The organism is Corynebacterium pseudopelargi (assembly GCF_003814005.1).
GTDB classification, from domain to species: domain Bacteria; phylum Actinomycetota; class Actinomycetes; order Mycobacteriales; family Mycobacteriaceae; genus Corynebacterium; species Corynebacterium pseudopelargi.
Genome location: NZ_CP033898.1, coordinates 687755 through 712957, shown reverse-complemented (window position 1 = coordinate 712957; position 25203 = coordinate 687755). Strand labels below are relative to the sequence as shown.

The following is a 25203-nucleotide window of genomic DNA, read 5'->3' as shown; positions in this document are numbered from 1 at the left end:
GCGTAGCTTAGCTCACCTATTGGGCATCAATGGCATCGAGGCGGACCTCTTTTGTACCCGGGTCGTACACCACATTCATGGCCAAAGGAATCTGGTGGGAAGCGCTTTCGAGGATGTGCATGAAATACCCGGCGGTATTGGGAATCGCGATCACATCGCCGACACTCACGCCGTGTTCAAAGCGCATCTTCCTGCGCACAATCACCTCATCTTCAATGCAATACGCACCCACCAAAAAGGCTTCGAGGCCACTATTGGCCCGCGTTGGTGCACAGGGCACCAGGATGGGGTCGAGCAAAATATCATCGCTGGTGGTGCGGCACTGGGTGCGGTTCATCTCAAGGCCTACCAAATCCAAGCCATCACTGCGCTGTTTAATGAAGGCCACCTTAGCCAGAATCACTCCGCCGCCATCGAGCAGGCTGCGGCCAGGCTCGGCATGCAGGCGCAAGCCACGCGAGCGGAACGCTTCAGCGGTTTGCCCATAGCCGGGAACGTCGGCGTCGAGAAGCTCGGAGAGCCACTGGCCGCGCACCGGACGTTGGAAGAAGGGGTAGACGTTAGCCAGCGGGTCATGTTTCCAGGTGAAATCGGGTGTGCCCAGACGTTCGCGCAGTTCGCGCCACTGTTTGGGGTGATCCAAATAGCTCATCGGGATACCGCCGCCGATGTCAATGAATTCCGGCTGGCCGGGCGCGGCGTCGATCACCTCAAAGGCGTAGGCAAGGGCTTTTCTGCGATCGGCCTCCGCATAGCCATGCAGGTGCAGGTGCACACCGGCGATGCGCACGTTGGAGGCGAAGCCGCGCTGCATTTCTTCGATCCACAATGAGGCGCGCTCGCCGAAACGGGTGGGCATAAGCACCTCGGGTTCAGGTGCGATGCGTGGTGCGATGCGCACGGGGGTGTTGTTGGCCAGTGCTTCGATCCGCCTGGCTTCTTCGCGCGAATCAGCAGAGATACACACGCCATGGTCGATGGCCAGGCGCAGGAGCCGGTCGGGTTTGACTGCAGCCGATAAGATGATGCGCTCACCTGGCACACCTCGGGCGAGCACCTGGGATAATTCGCGTTCGCTGGCCACATCCACTCCGTGGCCGTGGTCGCGGGCAGCATCAACAAAGGCCAGTGCCTTATTGGCTTTGCGGGCGAAAAACACACGAACATCCACGCCGTGGGCCTTGCCAGCTTCGACGAGCTCGGCGGCATTGCGCTCAAGCACATCGGGGTAGACCACATTGGTGGGTGAGTCGTAGGTATCGACGATCTCCTGGACCTTCTGGGGTGAAGAAAGCAAGCTCAGCATCCAGGGCTCAAGCCGGGCCTCGAGTGGCACGGTGGCACACATATTGCGCTCAAAGGCCCTGCCGGCCACCGCCTGCGCCCAATTGCGGATCTCCGGGTGCAGATCACGATTCAAGGTGTCGTGGCCAAGCACCACCGAGGCGGCATCGCGGCCGATCACTGCCACCGTTGGATCAAGCAGCGACTGCCCCGCGCGCCCTAATTGCAATTGCTTGGTCTGCTCATCCACACCAAGCACATCCAGGCTTATAAGCTGCGCTACCAGCGAAGCAGGATGCACCCCAGGTGGTGCAATCACCGCATCAATATCTGCCTCATCGCATGTGCGACGCTCCGGGGCAGAAACGATCCCGGCATCGCACAGTGCCAGCACGCGCGTGGCAGTAATAGGCGGCGGCCCAAAAGCCACCCGCTCCAAAGTGCGCGCCAAGGCATCAAAGCCCTCGATGGGCTTGGAGTAGCTCACCCTGGCAATCAGCGCTGCATAAAGCGTGCGCCAGGCATGCCCCACAGCCCAAGCCGGCGAGGGCTCCTTCAAGCCGAGCGCTACCTGGCAGGAGTCTCGCAATGCCGCTACTGCATCGCCGTGATCATCACGGCCTTCAAGTACAGCGTCGATGGCGGCATCGTCAGGGTGTGCAAGCAGGCTGGCTGCGGCGCGGCGAAGGATCGCTTTGATCGTGTCGATATCGCGCGCAGCAGCAATCTCCCCTTCAAGAAATTCCTGATCTGGCAGCACCCGTGCGGCAAGCGCGCTATCGGGTGCGGGTTTGACCTCCATGAAACGCCCGGAGCGGCTTAAGGGGATGATGGCGGAGGGTTCTTTTCCTGAAGGGTGGTATTCAAGTAAGCCCTCGCCTTCAAAGCGACCGCCGCGGCCTTCGCTCAATTCCAGGCAGACATCGATAAAGGTCAGCGCCGCGCCGCGCACACGCACCGGCTGATTGGCGGGAATGCTCTCGAGTGAGTCGAAGTATGGGTGCAGTGCTTGGCGTAATTCGCCGGCCCAATGATGTTGATGGCCGGTGGTGAGCAGGACTTCGTCGAAAAGCTCTCCTTCGATTTGCCATTGCTCGCCGCGCTCAATGGTGCCAACCTGCTTTTTGCTGTGGCGCACGCGCAGTTGTGGGGGCAGATTGGCAAGGAGATGCTCGAAGGAGGCGGCGAGGAATTGGCCAACTTTTCGACGCGGCGGGAACGCCTCCTTAGTGTCCAGGTATTCGGCAGCGTTGCCAAGGTTGGTGCGCACAATGGAGGAAGGAGCGTTGAGCCGCCAGTGGGCGGATTGCTCTTCGCGATACACCCAACCTGCACCTGGGGTGCCGGGTTCGAAAACGGTGACCTCGATGCTGGCGTTAAGGTCGGTCTCAGCTACCACCTGTGCCAGTTCTTCTAGGGCGAATAGGGCGCGCGGGCCGCCGCCGATGATGGCTAGTTTCATGCCAGTGCCTCCTGGATTCGGGCTTCAACCTCGGCTGGGGAGGTATGCAGATGTTCTTGGACCCATGCGTCGTTGTAGATGGTGTCCATGTAGTTTGAGCCAGCATCATGCAAGAGCAGCACGACGTCTTGGTCTTGTTGGAATTGCTTCGCGTAGCGCATGGCCGCGGCGAGCACCGCGCCACCGGATGCGCCGGGAATGAGCCCTTCGGTACGAGCAAGCACGCGCGCTGCCACCACGGCATCGATATCGACGATGCGCGAGACCGCAAAGGGGCGCACATGGGCAGAAAGCTCCGGCACTACCCCAGCGCCGTAGCCTGGCAATAATCGGTTGGCGCGCACGCCTCCAAATAGCACTGAGCCTTCGGCATCCACACCAACTGCTCGCGTTGCAGCAGCACTGGCTTCGATGTGTCGCAGGCATCCGCCGATGGTGCCGGTGGTGCTCATTGCCACAAAGAGCCAATCGGGTGCGCGGCCAACTTGCGCTTCGATTTCTGCCATGGTGCGGGCATGCGCACGGAAGGCGGCCTGGTTGGAGTATTGATCGAGGTTGATTGAACCCGGCAGTTGATCGAGGAGCTCAGCGACCTTTTTCCTACGCGCAGCGAGCCAGTCGCCGGTATCTGGATCAGGTTCTTTGACCAATTCCACCTTGGCGCCGAGGGCTCGCATGGATGCGACGGTGGCGGCGTTGGTGCGCTGGTCTACAACGCAACGAAACTCCCAACCCCGCAGCATGGCCTGGCGTGCAAGAGCCATGCCGAGGTTGCCGGAGCTGGATTCTACAAGCGTGACGGGTTTGTCCGGATCGATCACGCCTTGGTCGAGGGCTTCTTCTACCAGCGCAAAAGCTGTGCGATCTTTGGCCGATCCCCCGGGATTGTATTGTTCGAGTTTTGCCCACACCCGCACACCTGGCGCGAGGCCATCAAAGATGCTGCGCTCTAAACGCGAGCAGCGCAGCAACGGGGTTGCGCCGATGGCTTCGTTTAAGGAGTTCAAAGGCGCTGGAGCGTGGGTGGATGGTGATTGCGGTGCAGGTTGGCACATGGCTTCTAAGTGTAGTCCTACACAAGAAAAACATATAAGCAATTGGCAATGCTCTAAGGCCTTACTGCCCCACACCTGTATTCAGGAAATACAAGAACACCCCAGATGAAATCTGGGGTGTTCTTTGCTGCTCCGCCAACTGGGCTCGAACCAGTGACCCTTCGATTAACAGTCGAATGCTCTGCCAACTGAGCTATGGCGGAATGTGCTTGCGCAACGGAATAGAACTATATAGCGCCGCGTTTTTTCTGGCAAATCACCTGCTCATCACCCTGTTTGAACCCAATTCTTGAATGCAGAAGAAGCACTCTATAATGCCCTGTGGGGCTATAGCTCAGTCGGTTAGAGCCGCGGACTCATAATCCGCTGGTCGCGGGTTCGAGCCCCGCTGGCCCCACATCCACCCCGCCATCATCGGCCACATCCTGGGTTGCTCTCAGCAGCATTCGCAGCGCAATGTGCAGCGAAATTCCCAGCGCAATGTGCAGCGCAATGTGCAGCGCAAGCCCCTGATGGCGGGGTGTTCGTTTCGCTATCGGCTATCCCCACACCACGTGCCCACGCCAATCCGGTGGAGTATGAAGCAATCAACCCATCAGGTGATGACTTGCCGCTTGCCACGGAGAACACTCAAGGAAGTGAACACTCCCACCCACTCCGATTCCCAGCACCAAGGCCCAGAGCATCCCAATAAATGGTGGATGCTGCTGGTGCTTGCTTTCGGCCTCGCCCTGATCGTGCTCGATGGCACCATCGTGGGCGTTTCCCTGCCCACGATTATCGATGCGCTACACATGGACATCACCAGCGCACAGTGGGTCAATAGCCTCTACAACATTATTTTCGCCGCCCTGCTGCTGACCTGCGGGCGTTTAGGCGATCGCATTGGCCGCCGCACAACATTCGTGATCGGTTTGGTGTTATTCGGTTTCGGCTCGGCGCTGGCGGGTATGGCCGGAAGCACGGCAGCGCTGTTAGGTGCGCGCGCCCTTCAAGGAATTGGCGGGGCTTTCATCCTGCCTTCGACCCTATCGACGGTCAATGCCGTCTTCCGTGGCAAGGACCGCGCCGCCGCCTTCGGGGTGTGGGGTGCGGTGATGTCGGGTGCGGCTGCCCTTGGGCCATTGGCCGGTGGTTTTATTACCCAGCACTTTGGGTGGAAGTGGATCTTTTTAGTCAACGTCCCCCTATGCGCCCTCGTACTGCTTGGCGCGATCTTCCTGGTGCCCAATACCGCAGGTGATCGCGATGGCAAGGGCTTTGACCTTCCAGGCTTAGTACTCTCCGTCATCGGTTTTGCCACCTTGGTCTTCGGCGTGATTGAAGGCCCGAAGCTGGGTTGGCTTCGCCCGCTTGACGACGTCCACCTGGGCTTATTCACACTCAGCGCACCGGGGATCTCTCTTGCCCTTTGTTCGCTGCTCATCGCGGCCGTTACCTTAAGCGCATTCGTGTGGGTGGAAAAGCGCCGCGCAGCAGCACAGCAGCCCGTGTTGCTGGATGTGTCGATGTTTAGCATCGCCACCTTTAGCTGGGGCAATATCGCCGCAATGATGGTGGCCGTAGGCGAATTCGGCTTGGTGTTTGTGCTGCCCTTGTTCTTGCAATCCGCCATGGGATTAAGCGTGATGGACACCGGCCTCGTTCTTGCCGCCATGGCCCTTGGCGCATTCCTCTCCGGTGCGATGGCTCGGCATATTGCCGCACGCATCGGCGCTTCTGGCACCGTGCTTGTAGGCCTTGGCCTTGAAGTATTCGGCACCTTGCAGCTTGCGGCAGAAGAGGGCAGAAACCAGCCCATTTGGCTGATTTGCGTCGCCTTGATCATCTATGGCATCGGCCTTGGCCTGGCCTCTGCCCAATTAACCAGCGTGGTGCTTGGCGATATCCCAGCCAAGGTCTCCGGCCAAGGTTCTGCCACCCAATCGGCGGTGCGCCAAATCGGCAGCGCCCTGGGTGCTGCACTGATGGGCTCAGTACTTTCGGTGAGCTTGAGCCATTATCTTGCTCAGGTGCAAGGTCCTGCAGCATCCATGACCGAAGCCGTGAAAGAAAGCGCCGGCAGCGCGCTGATTCAGATGCGGGCAAGCAACACGCCGCCAGAAATTCTCGACCCCCTCATCACCTCCTTTGCCCAGGCCACCAAGGTCAGTCTCTTTGCAGCAGTGGTCTTCCTCGCCCTTGGGTTAGTGGCCGCACTGGTGCTGCGCCGCTACGCCAAGCAGGACGCTGAAGCCTAAAAGAGGCGTGTGGAGTGAGCACGGGTGGCGTCGACAAGCTCACTACGTGCAAGAAAATGCATACGGCCGGCGCAATTGGGTAAGGTGTGGGCAGTTAGCAGCAGAAGAAAGGGAGCCAATGATCCAATTTGTGGTTGGAGCCGCAGCAGGATACGTCTTTGGCACAAAAGCCGGGCGCAAACGCTATGACCAGATTAAAAAGGCCACCAATGCCGCAGTGAAATCGCCGGTGACCAAAAAGGCCGTGCAGGTCACGCGCAAGACGATCGCCAACAAGCTCGACCCACAGCCGCGGATGAAGGAAGTAAAGAATCTGCGCACCGTCGATGGCTCGCAGGTGCTCGAACCAGATCACGATTAGCGTGGCTGCACCCAACTGCTACAAATTGCCCGTTTCGGGTCATTCAAAGGGTGCATTCTGGCCTTAGATGGCACCCAGCTCACGTAAACTGGTACACCGAATCCTTGGAATAAGACTCTCACCGAAAGGTACCGAAGCCTCATGCGCGAACCGAAGCGTTCTACCGCCATCGCCGCCACCGCCGTCATCGCGGGTATCGCCCTGGCCGCCTGCTCCCCTCCCAACGAAAAGGACTCCGACCTCAAGGTTGAGACCGCCTCCGAGGTGCAGCTGACCAAGACCAACGAATCCTCCGCCGAAGAGTCCACCTCTTCCGAGCCCACCACCTTGGTCACCACCGTCACCCTCAAGCCCTCCAAGACCACCGGCTTGAAAAACGGCGAAGAAATCATCGTTGACCTCGCCGGCCTGAACCCCGACCAGGGCTACTACACCGCTATCTGTGCTTCCGAGAACATCGCCGATGGCCAGCAGCCTGCCTGCACCGGCGACAAGGGCGATAGCGCCGTACAGCCGCACGTGAAAAACGGTGCGGACGTAGAGATCTCCCCCTCCGGCACCGCCGTTGTTCCGCTGACGGTTGCTGAAAGCGGCGAAGAGGTCGACTGCACCAAGCGCGACTGCGTGGTCAAGGTCTTCTCCGACGAGGACAACGACTACTTCCCCCTCGCCGAAGTTCCGGTCTTTGTCGAGGCTCGCTAATTACGCACCAATAAACAACGCCGCCCCCAACATCACGGGGCGGCGTTGTCGCATTTTCAGGGCTTGCCCATAGCGGGCACCGCTGGCTTGGGATTTAACGAAACACCCTATCGATCAGCTCGCGGCGGGCTTCTTCCAACGCCACCAGATCTGCGAACATCGCCCGATACTCCTCCGGTTTTTCTGAAGGGCGCATGCGTTGAAGCTGGCCTTTTAACACCGCAATCTGATTGCCCACCAACTGCTCCTGCAGCCTGGTCAAGGTGCGATCAACATGGGCATTGAGCTCTTCTACATCCCCATCGAGCGCCTCAACAGCCAGCTCAGAGATCAAGGCTTTGCCCACAATATCGTGCATCTGATCATTCACAGCACCGATCCAGGTAGGCCCTGGTTGGTGCTCGGCTGCGCCTCCCGCTGCTGCGATGGCGCGGCGCACGGCGGCATAGGCCTCGTTATCAAAGGCATCTTCAGGCAAACCATCAAAGTAGTCGCTTGCTACTCGAGGTTCTTGAAGGGCGATCTTGAGCGCTTCGCGCTGCGGCCACAGGCGCGGGTCGCGGCGATTGGGCAACACCAGCATGGACTCATTGCGTGTCGGCGCGTTTTGGCTGCTATCAAAGCGCTGTGCGCGTGGGCGCTGCGGCTTTTTCGGTCGGCGTTCTTCTTGGCGCACCTTCTGCATTACTTCTGCAGGATCGGGCCACCCGACCCAGCCTGCGAGCCTGCGGGCGTATTCGGATTTCAAAGCCTGGTCACGGATGCCCGCCACCACCGGCACCGCGCGGTTGAGTGCCTGCACACGCCCCTCGGCGCTATCGAGATCGAAACCATCGATGAGCGCCTGGATAATGAACTCGTACATGGGGATGCGCCGGGCCACCAGGTCACGGACTGCGGCATCACCTTTTTCAAGGCGGAGATCACAAGGATCCATCCCTTCAGGAGCCACAGCCACATAGGACTGGCCGGTAAATTCTTGGCCGCCCTCATAGGCGCGCATCGCCGCTTTTTGGCCTGCCTCATCACCGTCGAAGGTGTAGACCAGGGATCCGACGAAGTAGGAGTCGTCGAGGAGATAGCGCCGCAGCACCTGCAGGTGTTCCTCGCCAAAGGCAGTGCCGCAGGAAGCCACCGCAGTTTTCACCCCGGCAGCATGCATGGCCATCACATCGGTATAGCCTTCCACCACCACCGCCTGGTGGCTTGAGGCAATGGCCTTTTTGGCTTGATCCAGGCCGAAAAGCACCTTCGATTTCTTATACAACAACGTTTCGGGCGTATTCATGTATTTGCCCAGGTTGTCGTCATCAAAGAGCTTGCGTGCACCAAAGCCAATCACATCACCGGAAACATTTTTAATTGGCCACAATAACCGGCGGTGGAAGCGATCGATCGGGCCTCGCCTACCAATGGTGGAAAGGCCTGCGGCTTCGAGTTCTTTGACGCTAAACCCCTGCTTGAGCAGGTGCTTGGTCATGGTGTCCCAGCCGTCTGGGGCATAACCGCACTCGAAGGTGTAGATGTGCTCTTTGGAAAAACCGCGTTTGAGCAGGAAATCGCGGGCGGTTTTCGCCTCCGGGGTTTCGAGTTGTTCTCGGTAGAACTTATGGGCGGCGCGGTTTGCGTCGATAAGCCTCTTGCGCGTACCCGGCTCCTCGCGGCGTGCCCCTGTGGAACCACCTTGGTAATTGATGCGGTAGCCGATCTTTTCCGCGCACGCCTCCACGGCCTCTGGGAAGGTGAGGTGCTCCATTTCCATGAGAAAGTTGAACACATCACCGCCTTTATCCGAAGAAAAGCAGTGGTAGTAGCCGTGCGCCGGGCGCACATGAAACGAGGGCGTCTTTTCGTCTTTAAACGGACTTAAGCCCTTCAGAGAATCGGCGCCGGCGGGCTTTAATTCCACATATTCACCCACGATCTCCTCGATCGGGGTGCGCTCACGAATCGCTTGGATATCGCTTTGCGGAATCAGTCCTTTGGCCATAGCTCACATCGTAGCGGGCGTGGCAAACGACGAAGGTTTTGAGCTTTGCTTCTACCCCACTACCGGGCTTTCTGCGCAGCCCACAGTCGACCGGCGCGGTATTAGTGCAGGGCACCTGCTTCTTGGCCAAGGTGTTCCGAGAACTCCGGATCGAGGTTGTGGATGAAGCGGATCAGATAGTCCAAGTATCCGATATGGTCGATTTTCCGCTTCCCCACCCACCTTGAATAGCCAAGGTCATTGGCGTGGGGCAGGTTTGGATGAACTGCGCCAAACCCTTGGCCTGATTGAGGTAGCCCAGTGCATCATCAAATGCGGGTAAGTCATTTTGGGCTTCGAAATTGACTCGTTCGTTGTGGAAGCGTCGTGCCATAGACAAAACCGTATATCTTCCCCTTTAAGAAAATGGTGCAAATGCCCAACGACGGGGCAATCACCGCAGGCTTTTACCCCTAGATGAGCATGGTGGTAGATCACCACCTTCGCGCCTAGGCTGGCGCACATGACCTATCCAGATGTGTACAAAGCCGCCGAAGATCGCTATGAAAACGCGAAGTTTCGGCGCAGCGGCCAAACGGGCCTGAAACTACCCGAGATCACCCTGGGCCTGTGGCATAACTTTGGTAACGACCGCCCCCTGAACACGCAGCGCGAGATCCTTCGTGCTGCTTTTGATGCAGGCGTCACGCACTTTGACCTAGCCAATAACTACGGCCCGCCACCTGGCTCTGCCGAGGAAAACTTTGGGCGGATCTTCGCCCAAGACTTCAAGCCTCACCGCGAGGAGCTCTTGATTAGCTCCAAAGCCGGTTGGCGCATGCAGGATGGGCCCTATGGCTTTGGTGGTTCGCGCAAATACATTGTGGGAAGCTGCGATGCCTCGCTCAAGCGCATGGGCTTGGATTACGTGGATATCTTCTACCACCACCGCCCGGACCCGGAAACACCGATTGAAGAAACGATATCGGCCCTGGACTTCCTGGTGCGTTCCGGCCGCGCGCTCTATGTGGGCGTTAGCTCCTACTCCCCCGAGCTAACAAGGCGTGCCCAGAAGATCGCACGTGAGCTGGGCACCCCGCTGACGATTCACCAGCCCAGCTACTCCATGTTTAATCGCTGGATTGAAGATTCACTCTTGGAAACCTGCGCCGAAGAAGGCATGGGCGTGATCGCCTTTTCTGCCCTGGCCCAAGGCCTGCTTAGCAACCGCTACCTCGACGGTGTGCCTGAGCATTCTCGTTTAGGCGAGCACAAAATGAGCGAGGACTTCCTCAACGAGGACACGCTGAAGGCTATTCGCGAGCTGCACAGCATTGCCGAGCAACGTGGCCAGACCTTGGCGCAAATGGCGATTGCTTGGGTGCTGCGTCGCCCGGAGGTGACCTCCGCGCTTATCGGTGCGTCTTCGGTGGAACAACTGCACCAAAATATCGCAGCTCTGGATGCGGCTCCGTTTAGCCAGGAAGAGCTGAACAAGATCGATCAGTGGGCAACTGATCGCGGCATTAATCAGTGGCAGGGCGCTACTGAGTCGGTATAGGCAAGTGCCCTTCCGGTGGAGCCGGAAGGGCACTTAATAGCGCTTTCGAAGGTTAGCTTTCCTTGGTGTAGAGCTTCAGATTATCGATCTGAGCTTCGCCTTCGTAGTAGTTAAGGTGCGGAATCCCAATCACAAAGTTATCCGGGTAAGCACTATCTTCTGGCCACATCTCCTTCTCGAAGCTTCCGTGTGGTCCTTCGAAGGTCAGGGTCTGGTTAGAAGAGCCGTCGTACTCGTCGGCAGTTTGGTTGTAGTGCCAGATTGTGTGACCGTCATCGGACTTGAAAGGACGCTCGTTTCGAATCGTCGTTTCGCCAATGTACTTGAAGTTTCCCTTCATTTCGGTCACATAACCGTTCGCATTCCGTTCAATCGCGAAGGTGTAAGTCTCACCGGGCATCAACTCAGGTTGAACTTCAGCAGTGGCCACAATTGTAGCGTTCTCGTCGTCACCAATTTTGAGTCCGCAGGGTGTAGGCATAACAAATTCGTTGTATGCGAACGCCGGGTCACGGAACGACTCTCCATCAAAGAAAATCTGATTCACGCCGTTAGCCGAGGAGTCAGTGTAGTCAATGAGTTCCTTGGATTCCGGATTACAGACTTTGTAGGATTTTGCCCAGTCGGCGTCAACGGAATACGAATCCATACCGACTTTGCGGTGTGAGTGGATGAAAATGTTGTTGTGAGGAGCCGGCTTAGCGTAGTCAACCACCGACAGGAAATAGTATCCGTTCTCCTTGGTGGTATCACCCCAGGGGTCGGCACAAGGGTCAACCTTGTCTGAACCGCCTTGGCTGTAGTCTCCCTTGCGCACCCAAGGGAAATTCGTCTTACATTCACCAGGCTCGAAGCCATTGTATTTTCCGTCGTAGTTCCAGGAACCGTCACGCTTCCCGCCGAAATCGAGCGTTTTGAGCTCATATTCGATTCGATACTCGCTCGGCAAGGGATCTGAGGCCGTGAGCATCGCGGCGGTGTCGTTCGAAGGTACCGAAATTAGGCCGTTTCCGTCTTCCACCGAGATATTCGGTTCCGAATCAGGCTTGCCGTCTTTATCTCTATCTTGAGCAGCCAACTCGACGGTCAACCACCCATCGTCACCGACTTCGACCCTTTTACGCATGATGTTCATCGAATCAAGCGCACGCTGGAAATCGTCTCCTCCCAGTACCTGGTAGTACTGGCCATCATCGGAAAACTCATCTACGTACCAAGGTGAGTCTTTTCCGAGTGGATCAATTTCCCAATCTGCAGACTCCACGCCCAACGGAGACTCAAAGTTTTCCTCGCGAACCATTACCCACTTGCTCTCGGAATCCGAGGTAGATTCCGAACTACTAGCTACCGCATCGGTCTGAGAGGCATTGTTTTGCTCCGCACTACATGCTTGGAGCAACGGCATTGCCGCCAAAGACAACACTCCAAAGCTGGCCACCAGTCCCGGGTGCCAAGTTTTTCTAATTCGCATCTTGCAATTCTCCTTTTGACGACCCGAGACATTTGGTGGCCAACGGTGCACTCTGTTCATCGGCCGGCGGGCCAGCTTCATCGGGTCGGTTTAAGCTGAGCCCGCTTGTTCCCCATAGGCTGAATACGAACCCCTCCGACTAATTCAGGTAGAAAATGCGATCCTTATTTTCTTCCATATGCTTAGCGTTCCACTCAGCGCCGCCATCGAGGTTGGCAGCAAGGAATACCGGAGGAGTTTCACCCCGTTCAATTAGCTTTTCGATGATTCCAGCAGACAGTGAATGGAGGATTGCCGTTGACGTAACGCCCGAAGCGGGAGTGAATTTTTGCGGTACCCCTTCAAGCGATAAAACAGCGTCTCCGGCATCGACCTGGTTGTCCAGGAGAATATCTGCATGATCTTTCAGCTTTGAGCCATCTGGTACACGCGATGTCACAGCGTCGGTGTACTTCGAAGAAGTCAAACCAACTACCAGAACACCGTGCTCTCTTGCCTCACGAGCCAACTCCACCGGGACGGCATTTCGACCCGAAACCGATACGCAAATCAAGACGTCACCCTCTTTGAGTGGCGAGTTATCGAATAGGACCTTGCCGTAACCCGGCATCTGTTCCATCTGGGAGCCAAGGGTGGTGGGACGAGTCGTGAGAGCTTCAATGCCTGGGCCGTACAACGGATTCACAAGCATCAGCCCACCGGCACGATAGACGATATCTTGCACTGGGAGAGACGAATGCGATGCACCGAAGGCGAAGATTCGTCCTCCTTTGGAGACGAGTTCTGCGATCTGCTCTGCAGCATCCTCGATCTTTTCAATTTGTTCTTCTGAAATCTTCTCGAGCAAGTCGATGATTTCCTTGTAGTAGGTCTTCAATAGTTGAGACATCTTTCTTCCTTTCAGATTGAACTGCGAATGACGCTGGTTAATGGGTACTCATCACCCAATGCAGGGTTTTGATTAGACGAACCCAAACAGCTGGGCAAGACCGTGAATGATGATTCCTGGCACGATCACGTCAGGAACAGTGAAGCCGAGGTTTTCTGCACCCAACCCTGCAAGATCGCCGAATACTTCCGCCTGGAATGCGAAGGAAATGATGATCCAACCGAGGAAGCCCCAGAGGAAACCACCAATCCAAGCCGCGAGCCGGCCACCGGTAGAGTTGGCGAAAATCGCGGCGGTACCGGATGCAAAGAAGGCGACGATCATCGACGGAATGGGCACCGGCCAGCCAAGGGCGACGCAGAGAGCCATACCAGCGATCTGGCCAATCAGACCGGAGATAAGACCAACGAGCAGTGCGTTAGGCGCAAAGGCGAAGAGAACTGGTGCGTCCAGTGCCGGCACAGCATTCGGGATGATCTTCTTAGAGATGCCTTCAAAGGCGGGCACAATCTCACCAATCAGCATGCGAACGCCGTAAAGCAGAATTAGCATGCCCGCAGTGAACTGAAGAGCCATGAGTAAGGCGAATACGATCCAATTTTGGCCGTCCGAGATACCTCCGTCGTCGATAGGAGCCTGGAATGCGCCAGCGCCGGAAGTAATCACCGCCAGGGAGGCAGATACAAAGGAGACGATAGTCATGACCAATGTGGTCGATACAGCAACGTCTCTAAAGAAGCCCAGTTTCTCCGGCATCTTGACGTCTTCGGTCGACTTCTCTTTATTGCCAACGACCATGCCGATGTAACCCGCAAGAATATTCAACAGAGTCTGGCCGTGTGCGAAGCCAACGTCGTTACCACCGGTAATTCGGCGCACAAAGGGTTGAGCCAGAGCGGGTGCAATCGTGTAGTAAAAGCCAACTAACACCGATGCAACCGCCACTGTGGCAACGGGTGACCAGCCGAACTGGTAGATCAAAATCGTGAAAGCGCCCGCGTGCACCCAAATCATATGACCGGTCAAGTAGACATAGTGCCAAGGTGTAATTCGGGCGAGTAAAAGGTGAAACAGGTAGCCGAAGAGCATCGTCAAACCGATTTCTGAACCCAGCGTTGCTACGGGGCCGGTTTGAACTGCTGACACTACCGCCTCGTCGAAGGTTACGAATGTCGTCACATCGCCTGAAGGAAATGCCATTTCGAACATTTTCTGGATAGGCGACAAGCCCTCAACGAGAACACCCGTACCACCAGCGATGATTAGGAGCGAAAGCGCAGTTTTCACCGTACCAGTGATTACATCACCAGCAGGTTTCCGCTGTGCTAGTAGTCCGAGCAGTGCGATAAAGCCCACGATCAAGGCGGGAATCTGCACTAACTCGACCATGAAGCCGAGGATTCCGTTCATTGTCTTTTCCGTTTCAGATCATGCCAATCCTGCGAATCGGCGCTGGTACGTTACTTTTGCTGGTATTCCTCGACGGCGGCCATGACCTTCGTCTTGACTTCGTTCTTGTCAACCAGGTTGTCGATTAGCACGACGATTGCCTTTGTCCCCTCGACATTCTTTGCCATCCCTGTAGTCGTAACTACGATGTCCGAGGGCTGTGATTTGAATGAGCCGAGATCAATTGCTTGGACCTTCGCCTCGATGTTTGCGTCTTCCAACATCGAGCGCACTTGGCTGGCCAGCATCATGGAAGTTCCAAGACCCATGCCACAAACAGTTGCGATTTCAATCATGATTACTCTCCTTGAGAAGTTTCGGTTGTTTTTGTTTAGCTGTGATGCGCAAGAAAGACATTCATTAGCGCTTCGTCATCCTCTGCGGCTCGAGCTCGATCCAGCAGAGCCCGATCAGACAGAACCCCAGCAAGTGACTGAATCATCTCGATGTGACCGTGATTGTCACCGGCAGCAAATGAGATCAGAACGTCTACCGGGTCGTTTGCTGGAGAGCCAAACTCGACAGGCGTCTTGAGCGTTACTACCGCCGTTCCCGGTCGTTGGACACCAGCAACTGTCTTCGCGTGAGGCATTGCTACTCCCGGAGTGAGCACCATGTAAGGGCCAAACTCCTTGACGCCTTTGATCATGGCCTCGGCATACTCCGAGCTAGCGATCCCCTGTTCTTGGTAAAGCCTGCCTACGAGACGAATCGCTTCTTCCCAATCGGCGGCTTCACATTGTGCGGCAACAACGTCCGGCACAAACCGCGTTCTTTCGCTAGGCGATTTAGCCACTTTGCGTTCCTCCCTACTGATTAGGGTTTCAATGATCTTTGCCCAAGAGCCGAGATTCTCGGGTTGTTACGTGTTCCAAGATACGTTCAACAGCTCAGCGTTTCAATAGTTTTAGATCACTTTCGATCATTTTTAATCACACGTCTTAGGAGTGAAGTGGGGCTGACCTGGCGGTTTACGTGCCCTATAGCAAAAAGTATTTTTAGTGTGGTTTATCTCATAGTACGTTCTGACCTGCCCTTTAAGGCATTTGAAAGCATTTTCAACCTGGAGCGCCGCGTGACGCTCCACATATTGCTTGACAATTCACGGCCGTCGGTGTGTGATCGTTATTGATTGGTTTTGATCTTTATCCGGTTTAAACAATCATTTACCGTCAGTAAGCATCGAGAAAGGATCACTGATGAGTTCCACGCTCGGAATCCACATGGAAGAAGAATTACGAAGCCAGCCGGATACCTGGCGGACTGCACTGAAGCTTGACTCTTCTGCACTACCCAAGAAGGGCGAACGTGTCTGCGTGGTCGGCTGTGGCACGAGTTGGTTTATGGCTCAGTCGTACGCCGCTCTCCGAGAACAATCAGGTGAAGGCATTACCGATGCGTTCACCCCTACCGAGTTCAGCACAGAGCGCGAGTATGACACTGCAATCGTGATTACGCGCTCCGGCACCACAAGCGAAATCATCAATTTCCTTAAACAGAACGCCGGCAAACTCCATACAGTGGCACTCCTGGGGGATGTCAATACTCCAGTGGCAGATCTGGCGGATGACGTCATTGACTTGTCGTTCGCAGATGAAAAGTCTGTAGTCCAGACGCGATTCGCAACTACTGCCCTCATGGTTCTCAGGAGCACGATCGCCACCGAAGAAACCTGCCTGAAAGCCTGCGACGAAGCCACAGAGGCACTGAGTGCTTCGCTGGATGATCGATTGATCGATGCGGAGCAGTACAGCTTCCTAGGCCGCGGGTGGGTTCAAGGACTCGCAACTGAAGCAGCGCTTAAGATGCGTGAATCTTGCCAAGCCTGGACCGAGTCGTACAACTCGATGGAGTACCGCCACGGACCTATCGCTATCGCGGCCCCTGGGCGAATCACATGGCAGCTAGGCAGCAGCCCAGACGGCCTCGAGGATCAGGTAAACGAAACCGGCGCTACCTATGTCGAAGGCTCTGCCGATCCCATGGTTGAACTGGTCAAAGTTCACATGGTGGCCCTTGCAACCGCACGCGCTAGAGGATTAGACCCGGATCACCCTCGTAACCTGTCGCGTTCCGTCATTTTGAAGTAACACGACTGAAGGAGGATCGCGATGTCACTCCCCACCGTTTTGACGCTCACCCCGAATCCGGCTCTGGACATCACCGTCACCATTGACGAGTTCCTCCGGGACACCTCGATCCGCATAGACACGGCTTCGAAGCGTCTCGGGGGCAAGGGGATAAACGTAGCCTCAGTAGCTGCACAACAAGGTTTCAAAGCTATTGCTTTAGGGCCACTGGCGGAATCCACATCCACTGACGCCGAAGTGCCGTTTTACAAGGCTTTTACAAATACCGATGCGCCCCTTCGTCACTCCTACGCCATCCACGAGGTGAAGTCGAACCACACCACCATCATCAATGAGAGTGGGCTTCCTCATTCTGAATCGGCTTTCCAACAGCTATTCGAGGACGTTCGGCTAACGCTAGCTCAGGAACGGGGTGGCATTCTAGCGATTTCCGGCTCTCTTCCACCTGGATGCCCCGAAGATTTCTTTAATCAAGTCATAGCGTCAGCGCACCAAGCTGACGTACGTGTGATCGCAGACACTTCGGGGAAGAACCTGCTTAAAGCCTGCAAAGCAGGTGCGGATTTCGTGAAGCCAAACGTTGATGAAATCCGCGAAGCAACCGGGCTTTCGGATCCCGTTTCTGCCGCTGAGCAGCTTATGGGTCTGGGCGCCAAAACCGTGATGGTTTCGATGGGGAAAGACGGTCTCCTTTGGGTCGACCGATCCCATCGAATCAGGGCGAAACTCTCCAAGCAACTAGCAGGTAACCCCACCGGCGCTGGGGATGCGCTAGTCGCGGCACTTGCCTGCTCATTAGCTGAAGGCATTTCGATCAAAGCCACGCTCGAACGATGCGTGTCTTGGTCTGCAGCAGCGGTACTCGAACCTGAAGCCGGCCGAATTAGCGATTCATGGGTCGATTTCACAGATCAGATCACGATCAAGTTCGAAAGCTAACTCACAATAACTTCGACGTTCTGAAAGGAACATTTCATCATGCCACAGGTTGACACCTTCTCACTGGTCCGAGAAGCCGCCTCCAATCGAACCGGAATTGGAGCTTTTAACGTCATCCATCTTGAAACCGCAGAGGCAATCGTGCGAGCGGCCGAGGATTCCGACTTGCCTGTAATCCTTCAGGTCTCCCACAACTGCGTTCGCTACCACGGCAGTCTGGAGCCGATTGGCAGCGCAATGATCGCCCTCGCTCGAGATTCAAAGGCTCGCGTAGCAGTGCACCTCGACCACTGTGAGGACGTTGACTTGGCAAAGGAAGCCATTGATCTCGGCTTCGATTCCGTAATGTTCGACGGTTCAACGCTGCCATACCAGGAAAATGTTGCAGCTACCCGCGAAGTAGTGGACTACGCCCACGCGAAGGGCCGCACCGTGGAAGCCGAATTAGGTGAGATTGGTGGCAAGACTGCGCACACCCCCGGTGTGCGAACCGACCCAAAGGAAGCCTCTGAATTCGTTTCTGCGACGGGTGTAGATGGACTCGCCGTAGCGGTCGGATCTGAACACGCTATGCAAGAAAGAACGGCTAGCTTGGATCTAGAGCTCATCGCCGAATTGCACGACTTGCTCGACGTCCCCCTGGTGCTGCACGGTTCCTCCGGCGTGCCAGACGAAGAGATTGTAAAAGGTATCCGGGCAGGCATGACAAAGATCAATGTTTCAACTCATCTAAACGGTTATTTCACCAGAGCTATTCGCGAATTCCTTGACGCGAATCCCTCAGTGACAGACTCACGTAAGTACATCAAGGCGGGACGCGACGCACTATCGGGTGAGGCTCAAAGGATGCTTCGAGTTTTCGGCGCTAAGGGCCACTAGAGTCTTTAGTTAAGCGTGGCAAAGCTTCATCATTCAAGACCACAGTGAGAAGATGGGCTTAGGCCATAAAATCAGGTCTTGACTAACTAAAACGAATTAAGGGATGAAATGCTAAGAAGTCAACGCCTTTCGAGAATCCTGGAGATGATCCAGTCGGAAGGGGCGGTAACCGTTGACTCACTCGTGGACAGTCTCGGGATCTCGCCCGCAACCGCTCGGCGAGACCTCGACGTTCTCGATAGCGAGGGCCAAGTAAAAAGGACCCGTGGCGGTGCAGAAGCTCTAGGCGATCATCAGCTACCCCAGATTCACAGCAGTAATCACGATGAATTTGGCCAGCATAAGGTAGCAATCGCCAAGCTCTGCACCATGTTTCTCCAGCCTGGCTATGTCATTGGCATGACCGGTGGTTCCACAGTCTCGGAGGTAGCAAACGCTATAGTCGACTGGACTAGGCAGCACTCGGCATTCTCCTCACCTAATTCGACGCCACTGCTAACGATCGTCACCAACGCTATTGACGTTGCATATCGATTAGCGAACCAGGCAAATATCAAGATTGTTGTACTCGGAGGTCAACTCAACCAGACTTCGTTCGAATCCACAGGCCCGTTCGGCATTCACATGCTCGAGCAGCTCTGGTTCGATTTAGCCTTTATCGGTGTGAATGGATTCGATGAGAATGGCCCCGGCACAGTCGATGAGTACGAAGCCGCAACTAACCGCATGATGGTGCACCGCAGCAACAAACCAATCGTGGTTGCGGACTCAGGAAAATTCGGCAAACGCAGTTTCTCCTCGATCGGAGGCCCGTCAACAGTTCGAACTGTGGTCACAGACTCTGATATTACGGAGGCGACTATGGACAAATTGAAACTTGACGGCTACCAAATTCATGTTGCTCGTGTGGATCAACATGATTGATCCACCGTACTAATACCAGTTACAAAAGGGGCTGGGTCAAATGAAACTTAAGAAAATCGTAAATGCCACCCTTCACCGAGGTGACGGAAGCAGACCAACTTCGAACGCCACGGTTATCTTCAACGAGTCTGGCATCATATTCGCAGGCGACACCAGGGAAGCGCCCTCGGCCGAAGACGCAGAGTGCATCGATGCATCAGGCGCTCCGGTCTGCCCCGGCTATATCGATATTCACCACCACGGCGCCGCAGGGCATGCATACGATGACGGTCCCGAAGCAGCACAGGCATCCCTCGCAGCGCATCGCCTCCACGGCACTACCCGATCAGTACTTTCTTTAGTTACAGGGGATATCGACAAAGTCGAGCAAAGAATTCGAGACTTGGTGCCATTAGTGAAGAGTGATCCGCTGATTTTAGGATTGCACCCTGAAGGGCCTTGCCTTCATCCCGATCACAAGGGAGCGCACCCAGAACATCTCCTCCGGGATCCAGAGCCAACTATCGTGGAACGCCTCATTGAGGCGGGTGAAGGAACTGTAAAGCAATTCACTCTCGCCCCTGAACGAACCGGAGGACTAGACAGCTGCGCCCTTCTCGCTAAGCGTGGCGTAGCCGCGGCGGTAGGCCACACCAGCGCCACCTTCGAACAAGCTGAACAGGCATTCGAAACTGGCGCCAGCATTCTGACGCACGCCTTCAACGGCATGAAGGGAATCCACCACCGCGCACCAGGGCCGGTGATTGCTGCTCTAAGGAACGAGAATGTCTGGATCGAAGTGATCAATGACGGCATTCATGTCCATCCTGCTGTAGTTCGATCTCTCTTCCTTGAAGCTTCCGAACGAATAGTCTTAGTCACTGACTCGATGAGCGCTACCTGCAATCCGGATGGCGAGTACATGCTCGGAGATCTGCCCGTGATTGTGACCGGTGGTAAGGCGATGCTCAAAGAAGGAAACTCTCTTGCCGGGTCAACTCTGACGATGGATTACGCGGTATCGAATGCCGTGAAAAACGTGGGGGTCCCACTAGAGGTTGCCATTGCCGCAGCCACCCACCACCCCGCCAAAGCCATAGGTGTGGGCGATGAGTTTGGGCTCATAGAGCCGAACTACCCCGCCGACCTTCTAATTCTGGATCCGGACACATTACTGCCGACGACAATCATTGCCGCCGGCAACAATATTTATGCAGCTTAGGTGTTCTTACTCCACCGTCACAGACTTAGCCAGGTTGCGTGGCTGGTCTACGTCGTAGCCCTTCTCGGTGGCCACGCCGCAGGCGAAGATTTGCAGCGGCACGGTTGCGAGGAGAGGCTGCATCAGGGTGGGCGACTGCGGGATGCGGATGACGTGGTTGGCAAATTGCTCCACGGCATCATCGCCTTCTTCGGCAATGACGATGGTGATGGCACCGCGGGCGCGGATCTCTTGGATATTCGACACCACCTTGGCGTGCAGGGAGTCACGCCCGCGTGGCGAAGGCACAATCACGAACACCGGTTGGCCTTCCTCGATCAGGGCGATCGGGCCGTGCTTGAGTTCGCCGGCGGCAAAGCCTTCTGCGTGCAGGTAGGCAATCTCTTTGAGCTTTAATGCGCCTTCGAGCGCCACAGGGAAGCCGACGTGGCGGCCGAGGAAGAGCACAGACTTGGCATCCACCATATCGCGGGAAAGCTGCTCTACCTGGGCTTTATTATCGATTACATCTTGGACCTTCTCGGGGATCTTCTGCAGCTCGGCAATCACGCTGTGGATTTCATCGGCAAACATATTGCCGCGCAATTGCGCCAGGTACAGCCCCAGCAGGTAGGTGGCCGTGATCTGCGCCAGGAATGCCTTGGTGGAGGCCACCGAGATTTCCGGGCCTGCGTGGGTATAGAGGCAGGCGTCGGCTTCGCGCGGGATGGAGGAGCCATAGGTATTGCAGATGGCGATCACCTTCGCGCCCTGTTCGCGGGCGTGGCGCACGGCCATGAGGGTGTCCATCGTTTCACCTGATTGCGAAAGAGCCACCACCAGGGTTTTCTCATTCACGATCGGGTCGCGATAACGGAATTCGTGCGCCAGCTCCACTTCGGTGGGGATACGGCACCAGTGCTCGATGGCGTAGCGCGCCACCTGGCCTGCATACGCTGCGGTGCCGCAGGCAATCACGATGATCTTATCCACGCTGCGCAGGATCGATTCATCAATATGCAGCTCATCGAGGGTGAGTTTGCCGTTTTCATCAAAACGCCCCATAAGCGTATCGCGAATGGCCGCAGGCTGATCGTGGATCTCTTTTTCCATGAAGGAGTTAAAGCCATCCTTCTTGGCGGCGGCTGCATCCCACTCGATAGTGAACTCTTTGCCCTGCGCAGGCTCGCCGTCGAAGGTGACGATGTCATAGCCCTCGGCGGTGATGGTAACGATCTGGCCGTTATCCATTTCCACTGCTTGCTTGGTGTAATCGATAAAGCCGGATACATCGGAGCCTAAGAACATCTCGCCTTCGCCCACGCCAATCACGAGCGGGGAGTTCAGGCGCGCTGCGACGATGCGATCGGGCGCATCAACGCTAATAGCGAGGATGGTAAAGGCACCTTCGAGGCGCTGGCAGGTCATCTGCATGGCCTTGCTCAGGTTGCCTGCTGCCTCGCCTTCGAGGGTATCGGCCAGCAGCGTTGCGGCGACCTCGGTGTCGGTTTCAGAGATAAAGGTATAGCCCTTGGCTTGCAGCTCGGTGCGCAGCTCCACAAAGTTTTCAATAATGCCGTTGTGCACCACTGCCAGCTTGCCGCCGGCTACCACGTGCGGGTGGGAGTTCACATCGCTGGGTGCGCCGTGGGTGGCCCAGCGCGTATGGCCAATGCCGAGTTGGGAAGCAGGCAGCGGGCTGCGCTCAATTTCTGCTTCGAGCGCTGCTACTTTGCCCGCTTTCTTGCGCGCGGCGATCTGCCCATCGGCATACACTGCCACTCCGGCGGAATCGTAGCCTCGGTATTCGAGTCTGCGTAGGCCTTCTAAAACAACTTCAAGAGCGTCATGCTCCGGCTGTACGCTGGGGTTTCCTACGTACCCGACGATTCCACACATGCTGTAAGGCAGTCCTTTCATTCGGTGTTATTTGGCTTTTCGACGCCACCGTTTTGCCCATCGTACCGCGCCACGGTGCTGAGTCTGTTATCCATTTTCCTGCGGTGTGCCACCGCTGCTTGCTAGGTACAACCTCACGCGCACACTTTTTCATTCCGTATGCGAAAATGAGTGCCATGGCTTCATCTGATGGCGGGAACAAACCTAAGCGCGGCACCCATGTAGCAGCAGCGATCGCCGGTGCAGCTTCCGTGGCGGTGGCGGCATACCTGGGCATCAGCTCGGGCGAGCACGTTGAATCTGAGCACGATGCGACGTCGAAAAGCTCGGATGTATGCCCAGTAGACTCGCTGCCAAAAGAGGCCGATGAGGTGATCGACTCGATCTTAAGCGGCGGGCCTTATGAATATCCCCAAGACGATGGCTCTCACTTTGGCAACTACGAGCGCCTCCTGCCGGAACAATCCAGCAACTACTACCGCGAATACACCGTGGAAACGCCCGGGCTGCACCACCGAGGCGAGCGCAGAATCGTCGTTGGCGGCGGCACAGAAACAGACCCAGATACCTGGTACTACACCGCCGATCACTATGAAAGCTTCTGCGAAATCCCCGACGCAGAAGACTAACTAATCCATAAAGCCCGATAAACCAGCAGCCTGCTTGGCCACACGCTCCAGTCGCGTCTCCGTCATCGACGCCACCTGATCAATCACCACCCGCATACGCTCAGCATCACTTTTAGCCTCGCGCCACCACTGGGCAAACATCGGATCAAGCGAGCCCGGCGCGCCCGCGGCAAAATAATCCACCACCGTGAAAATACGCTCGCGTTGACGATCCTGGCGGGCGATATGGCGCGGCTCATCCATCACATAAAGCACCGCGATGGTCTTAAGCAAGGTCACCTCAGCCAACACCTGCTTGGGCACAATCAAACGCCCATGAATACGGCCAAGCTCTGAAGTATTGTGCTCTAGAGTCGCCGCCACCACAGCACCGACAAAACGGCCCACTAGCTGCGAAGTCATCGCCTTTAAGGTGCTCAAGCCCGCCAAGGAGGCATCAAAATCAGCCGCCTCGGCGATAATTGCCAAGCCACGCAAATGATCGGCAGCCTGCAGCAAATCCTCCGGGCTTCCGCCGAAGGCACGAGCGCCCTTTTCAGCCAAAGAGGCAAGCTCCACCAGATCCCACAACACATTCAGATGCACGCGACCAGCAATGATGCCGTCTTCGACATCATGGACCGAATAGGCAATATCATCAGAAAAATCCATCACCTGCGCCTCCATGCTTGGGGTGGCGTCTTCGTGGCCCTCACGCAGCCAGGTAAGGATCGCTGCGTCCTCGTCATAGCAGCCATACTTCTTATTCACGCTGCCGTCGGCATTGGTTTTCGTGCGCGGATACTTACAGGCCGCATCCAAAGCAGCGCGGGTAAGGTTCAGGCCAAAGGATGTTCCTGAAGGGCTGATCACCTTCGGCTCCAGGCGAGTAAGAATCCTCAACGTTTGAGCATTGCCCTCAAACCCACCGCAGGCCACCGCCGCCTCATTCAAAGCCGTTTCACCATTGTGGCCATAGGGCGGGTGGCCAATATCGTGAGTAAGCCCTGCCATCTCACACAAATCAGGGTTCAGGCCAAGGGCTGCACCAATGCCACGAGCAATCTGGGCCACCTCAAGCGAGTGCGTCAGGCGCGTCCTTGGAGTATCGCCATCGCGCGGTCCTACCACCTGCGTCTTATCAGCTAATCTTCGCAGCGCCGCCGAGTGCAGGACGCGGGCGCGGTCGCGGGAGAAGGCGTCGCGGATTTCTGCCGCCTGAACCAATTGCGCGCCTTTTTCCCCTTCAGGAAAACGGCGGGCGCGGTCGGCTTCGCTGTAGTGGTACAAAGGCTTCCCCTTAGATCTTCTCGCTGGCGTGGCACTGGCCTAAGCAGCACGGTGCCGGCCTCAAGCCTTGTGGGCGCGGGGTGCTCCCATTGGCGTATATTGTGCGCCACTTAGCGATGTTGCTGGGCAAGCCTTGCGGAACGCTGCGCTAAAAATTCATGGCGCGCTTTCCTATTTGGCCTCAAAAACCCTTCGAGGCGCCGCAGCCAAGATTCCACCTGGTAGCTTCTGGCACGCCCCAGCAGGCTCGTCAGTGCAACCACACCAAGCCCTCCGTGTTCGTGGGCAAGGCTGAGCCACCAGGCTTTGGAAGGAAAGCGCGTGGGGCTAAAAGGCGTAGGTGATGCCACGGCGCGGATTCCTTGCTGGCGTGCGATCCACTCACTGCGCAGCGCGTGCATCGGGTCGGTGACGATCAGTACCGGCGCTAAGAGATGTTCTTTGGCATGTTCGAAGGATTCCCACGTATCCGAACCTTCGGATACTACTGTGATTGCTTCTGGATCCACATGGGCTTTGAGCAGGTATTCGCGCCCCACTTCGGCTTCTGAGTAGGCATCGCCTGGCAGCTTCCCGCCCACGGTGATCACCTCCATGGCTCGCCGGGCTCGCCAGAGCCGTTCGGTCCATTGCAGGCGGCCTGCGAACTGCCGTGAAGGCACCCCGTTGTATTGGGCTGTACCTAACACGATCACGCTTTGGTACTTGCTAGATCCAAGCCGCGGGCGCCACATACCGCGGGTGACGATGGCTGCTGTGGGCAAAAGTGAACAGGCCAATGCGATCATCCGAAGCTTCATACCCATAGTGTGCCAGCACTAGCCTGGCGTGCACCAGATCACGTCTGAATTTTTCTTGCCCTGGCGTTGGCTCCATTCCTGCCAGGGCGCTTAGAAGATCATGGTTGTTCGCCCAGAGCAGACCAACAATGGGAGGTCCTTCGCTACGCTT

22 protein-coding genes and 2 tRNA genes are annotated in these 25203 nt (G+C 56.4%); 11 read left to right on the top strand and 13 right to left on the bottom strand.

Annotated elements, in window-relative coordinates; translation table 11 throughout:
• Positions 1–16: 16 nt before the first annotated feature.
• From CPPEL_RS03450 to CPPEL_RS03440, 3 genes are all read right to left on the bottom strand, one after another.
• Positions 17–2746 carry an FAD/NAD(P)-binding protein gene (locus CPPEL_RS03450; protein ID WP_123959830.1) on the bottom strand — a complete coding sequence of 910 codons (2730 nt, stop codon included), beginning with the start codon at positions 2744–2746 and terminating at the stop codon, positions 17–19.
• Positions 2743–3801, bottom strand: coding sequence for a pyridoxal-phosphate dependent enzyme (locus tag CPPEL_RS03445; protein ID WP_123959829.1), 1059 nt, complete (start codon positions 3799–3801; stop codon positions 2743–2745). The genes CPPEL_RS03450 and CPPEL_RS03445 overlap by 4 nt, the downstream gene beginning before the upstream one ends.
• A gap of 130 nt (positions 3802–3931) precedes the next feature.
• Positions 3932–4004: transfer RNA gene (locus CPPEL_RS03440), tRNA-Asn, on the bottom strand.
• Between the two features lie 120 nt (positions 4005–4124).
• Here CPPEL_RS03440 and CPPEL_RS03435 point away from each other — a divergent pair.
• From CPPEL_RS03435 to CPPEL_RS11325, 4 genes are all read left to right on the top strand, one after another.
• Positions 4125–4198: transfer RNA gene (locus CPPEL_RS03435), tRNA-Ile, on the top strand.
• 241 nt (positions 4199–4439) lie between these two features.
• Positions 4440–6041 carry an MFS transporter gene (locus CPPEL_RS03430; protein ID WP_342767985.1) on the top strand — a complete coding sequence of 534 codons (1602 nt, stop codon included), beginning with the start codon at positions 4440–4442 and terminating at the stop codon, positions 6039–6041.
• A 118-nt stretch (positions 6042–6159) separates the two neighbouring features.
• A complete protein-coding gene (locus CPPEL_RS03425) occupies positions 6160–6402 on the top strand; it encodes a hypothetical protein (protein ID WP_123959828.1) in 243 nt (80 codons plus the stop codon).
• A gap of 141 nt (positions 6403–6543) precedes the next feature.
• Complete coding sequence (locus tag CPPEL_RS11325) at positions 6544–7104, top strand: neocarzinostatin apoprotein domain-containing protein (protein WP_123959827.1); 561 nt, start codon at positions 6544–6546, stop codon at positions 7102–7104.
• A gap of 94 nt (positions 7105–7198) precedes the next feature.
• Here the strand turns inward: CPPEL_RS11325 and dnaG are convergent, their stop codons facing one another.
• Positions 7199–9094, bottom strand: coding sequence for a DNA primase (gene dnaG, locus CPPEL_RS03415; RefSeq protein WP_123959826.1), 1896 nt, complete (start codon positions 9092–9094; stop codon positions 7199–7201).
• A 172-nt stretch (positions 9095–9266) separates the two neighbouring features.
• On the bottom strand, positions 9267–9467 hold the full coding sequence (locus tag CPPEL_RS11405) for a P-loop NTPase fold protein (protein ID WP_123959825.1): 201 nt from the start codon (positions 9465–9467) through the stop codon (positions 9267–9269).
• A gap of 129 nt (positions 9468–9596) precedes the next feature.
• Here CPPEL_RS11405 and CPPEL_RS03405 point away from each other — a divergent pair, with 129 nt between their 5' ends.
• Complete coding sequence (locus tag CPPEL_RS03405; protein ID WP_123959824.1) at positions 9597–10634, top strand: aldo/keto reductase; 1038 nt, start codon at positions 9597–9599, stop codon at positions 10632–10634.
• Positions 10635–10686: 52 nt separating this feature from the next.
• Here the strand turns inward: CPPEL_RS03405 and CPPEL_RS03400 are convergent, their stop codons facing one another.
• The 5 genes from CPPEL_RS03400 to CPPEL_RS03380 form a co-directional block, all read right to left on the bottom strand.
• The gene (locus CPPEL_RS03400) at positions 10687–12105 is read right to left on the bottom strand and encodes a hypothetical protein (RefSeq protein WP_123959823.1); all 1419 of its coding nucleotides are present in this window, start codon (positions 12103–12105) and stop codon (positions 10687–10689) included.
• Positions 12106–12244: 139 nt separating this feature from the next.
• Positions 12245–12994, bottom strand: coding sequence for a sugar isomerase domain-containing protein (locus CPPEL_RS03395; RefSeq protein WP_123959822.1), 750 nt, complete (start codon positions 12992–12994; stop codon positions 12245–12247).
• A 72-nt stretch (positions 12995–13066) separates the two neighbouring features.
• The gene (ulaA, locus tag CPPEL_RS03390) at positions 13067–14404 is read right to left on the bottom strand and encodes a PTS ascorbate transporter subunit IIC (protein ID WP_123959821.1); all 1338 of its coding nucleotides are present in this window, start codon (positions 14402–14404) and stop codon (positions 13067–13069) included.
• Positions 14405–14454: 50 nt separating this feature from the next.
• Positions 14455–14739 (bottom strand): PTS sugar transporter subunit IIB, encoded by a 285-nt coding sequence (locus CPPEL_RS03385; RefSeq protein ID WP_123959820.1) that lies wholly within the window; start codon positions 14737–14739, stop codon positions 14455–14457.
• A 35-nt stretch (positions 14740–14774) separates the two neighbouring features.
• On the bottom strand, positions 14775–15239 hold the full coding sequence (locus tag CPPEL_RS03380) for a PTS sugar transporter subunit IIA (protein ID WP_164470370.1): 465 nt from the start codon (positions 15237–15239) through the stop codon (positions 14775–14777).
• Between the two features lie 403 nt (positions 15240–15642).
• On the opposite strand from CPPEL_RS03380, the gene CPPEL_RS03375 reads away from it, so the two are divergent.
• The 5 genes from CPPEL_RS03375 to nagA all read left to right on the top strand — a co-directional run bounded on the left by CPPEL_RS03375 (position 15643) and on the right by nagA (position 20476).
• Entirely contained in the window at positions 15643–16533 is an 891-nt protein-coding gene (locus tag CPPEL_RS03375; RefSeq protein ID WP_123959818.1) for an SIS domain-containing protein, read from the top strand.
• Between the two features lie 21 nt (positions 16534–16554).
• Positions 16555–17472, top strand: coding sequence for a 1-phosphofructokinase family hexose kinase (locus CPPEL_RS03370; protein WP_123959817.1), 918 nt, complete (start codon positions 16555–16557; stop codon positions 17470–17472).
• A 39-nt stretch (positions 17473–17511) separates the two neighbouring features.
• Positions 17512–18351 carry a class II fructose-bisphosphate aldolase gene (locus tag CPPEL_RS03365; protein ID WP_123959816.1) on the top strand — a complete coding sequence of 280 codons (840 nt, stop codon included), beginning with the start codon at positions 17512–17514 and terminating at the stop codon, positions 18349–18351.
• Between the two features lie 108 nt (positions 18352–18459).
• Complete coding sequence (locus CPPEL_RS03360; RefSeq protein ID WP_123959815.1) at positions 18460–19275, top strand: DeoR/GlpR family DNA-binding transcription regulator; 816 nt, start codon at positions 18460–18462, stop codon at positions 19273–19275.
• 40 nt (positions 19276–19315) lie between these two features.
• Positions 19316–20476, top strand: coding sequence for an N-acetylglucosamine-6-phosphate deacetylase (gene nagA / locus CPPEL_RS03355; protein WP_123959814.1), 1161 nt, complete (start codon positions 19316–19318; stop codon positions 20474–20476).
• 6 nt (positions 20477–20482) lie between these two features.
• Here nagA and glmS read toward each other — a convergent pair whose 3' ends face one another.
• The gene (gene glmS / locus CPPEL_RS03350) at positions 20483–22354 is read right to left on the bottom strand and encodes a glutamine--fructose-6-phosphate transaminase (isomerizing) (RefSeq protein WP_123959813.1); all 1872 of its coding nucleotides are present in this window, start codon (positions 22352–22354) and stop codon (positions 20483–20485) included.
• Between the two features lie 176 nt (positions 22355–22530).
• On the opposite strand from glmS, the gene CPPEL_RS03345 reads away from it, so the two are divergent.
• Positions 22531–22983 carry a guanyl-specific ribonuclease gene (locus tag CPPEL_RS03345; protein WP_245990496.1) on the top strand — a complete coding sequence of 151 codons (453 nt, stop codon included), beginning with the start codon at positions 22531–22533 and terminating at the stop codon, positions 22981–22983.
• On the opposite strand, the gene CPPEL_RS03340 is transcribed toward CPPEL_RS03345, so the two are convergent.
• Together CPPEL_RS03340 and CPPEL_RS03335 are read right to left on the bottom strand one after the other, a co-directional pair.
• A complete protein-coding gene (locus tag CPPEL_RS03340; protein WP_123959811.1) occupies positions 22984–24252 on the bottom strand; it encodes a deoxyguanosinetriphosphate triphosphohydrolase in 1269 nt (422 codons plus the stop codon).
• Positions 24253–24362: 110 nt separating this feature from the next.
• Complete coding sequence (locus CPPEL_RS03335; protein ID WP_245990495.1) at positions 24363–25052, bottom strand: YdcF family protein; 690 nt, start codon at positions 25050–25052, stop codon at positions 24363–24365.
• Positions 25053–25203: the final 151 nt, after the last annotated feature.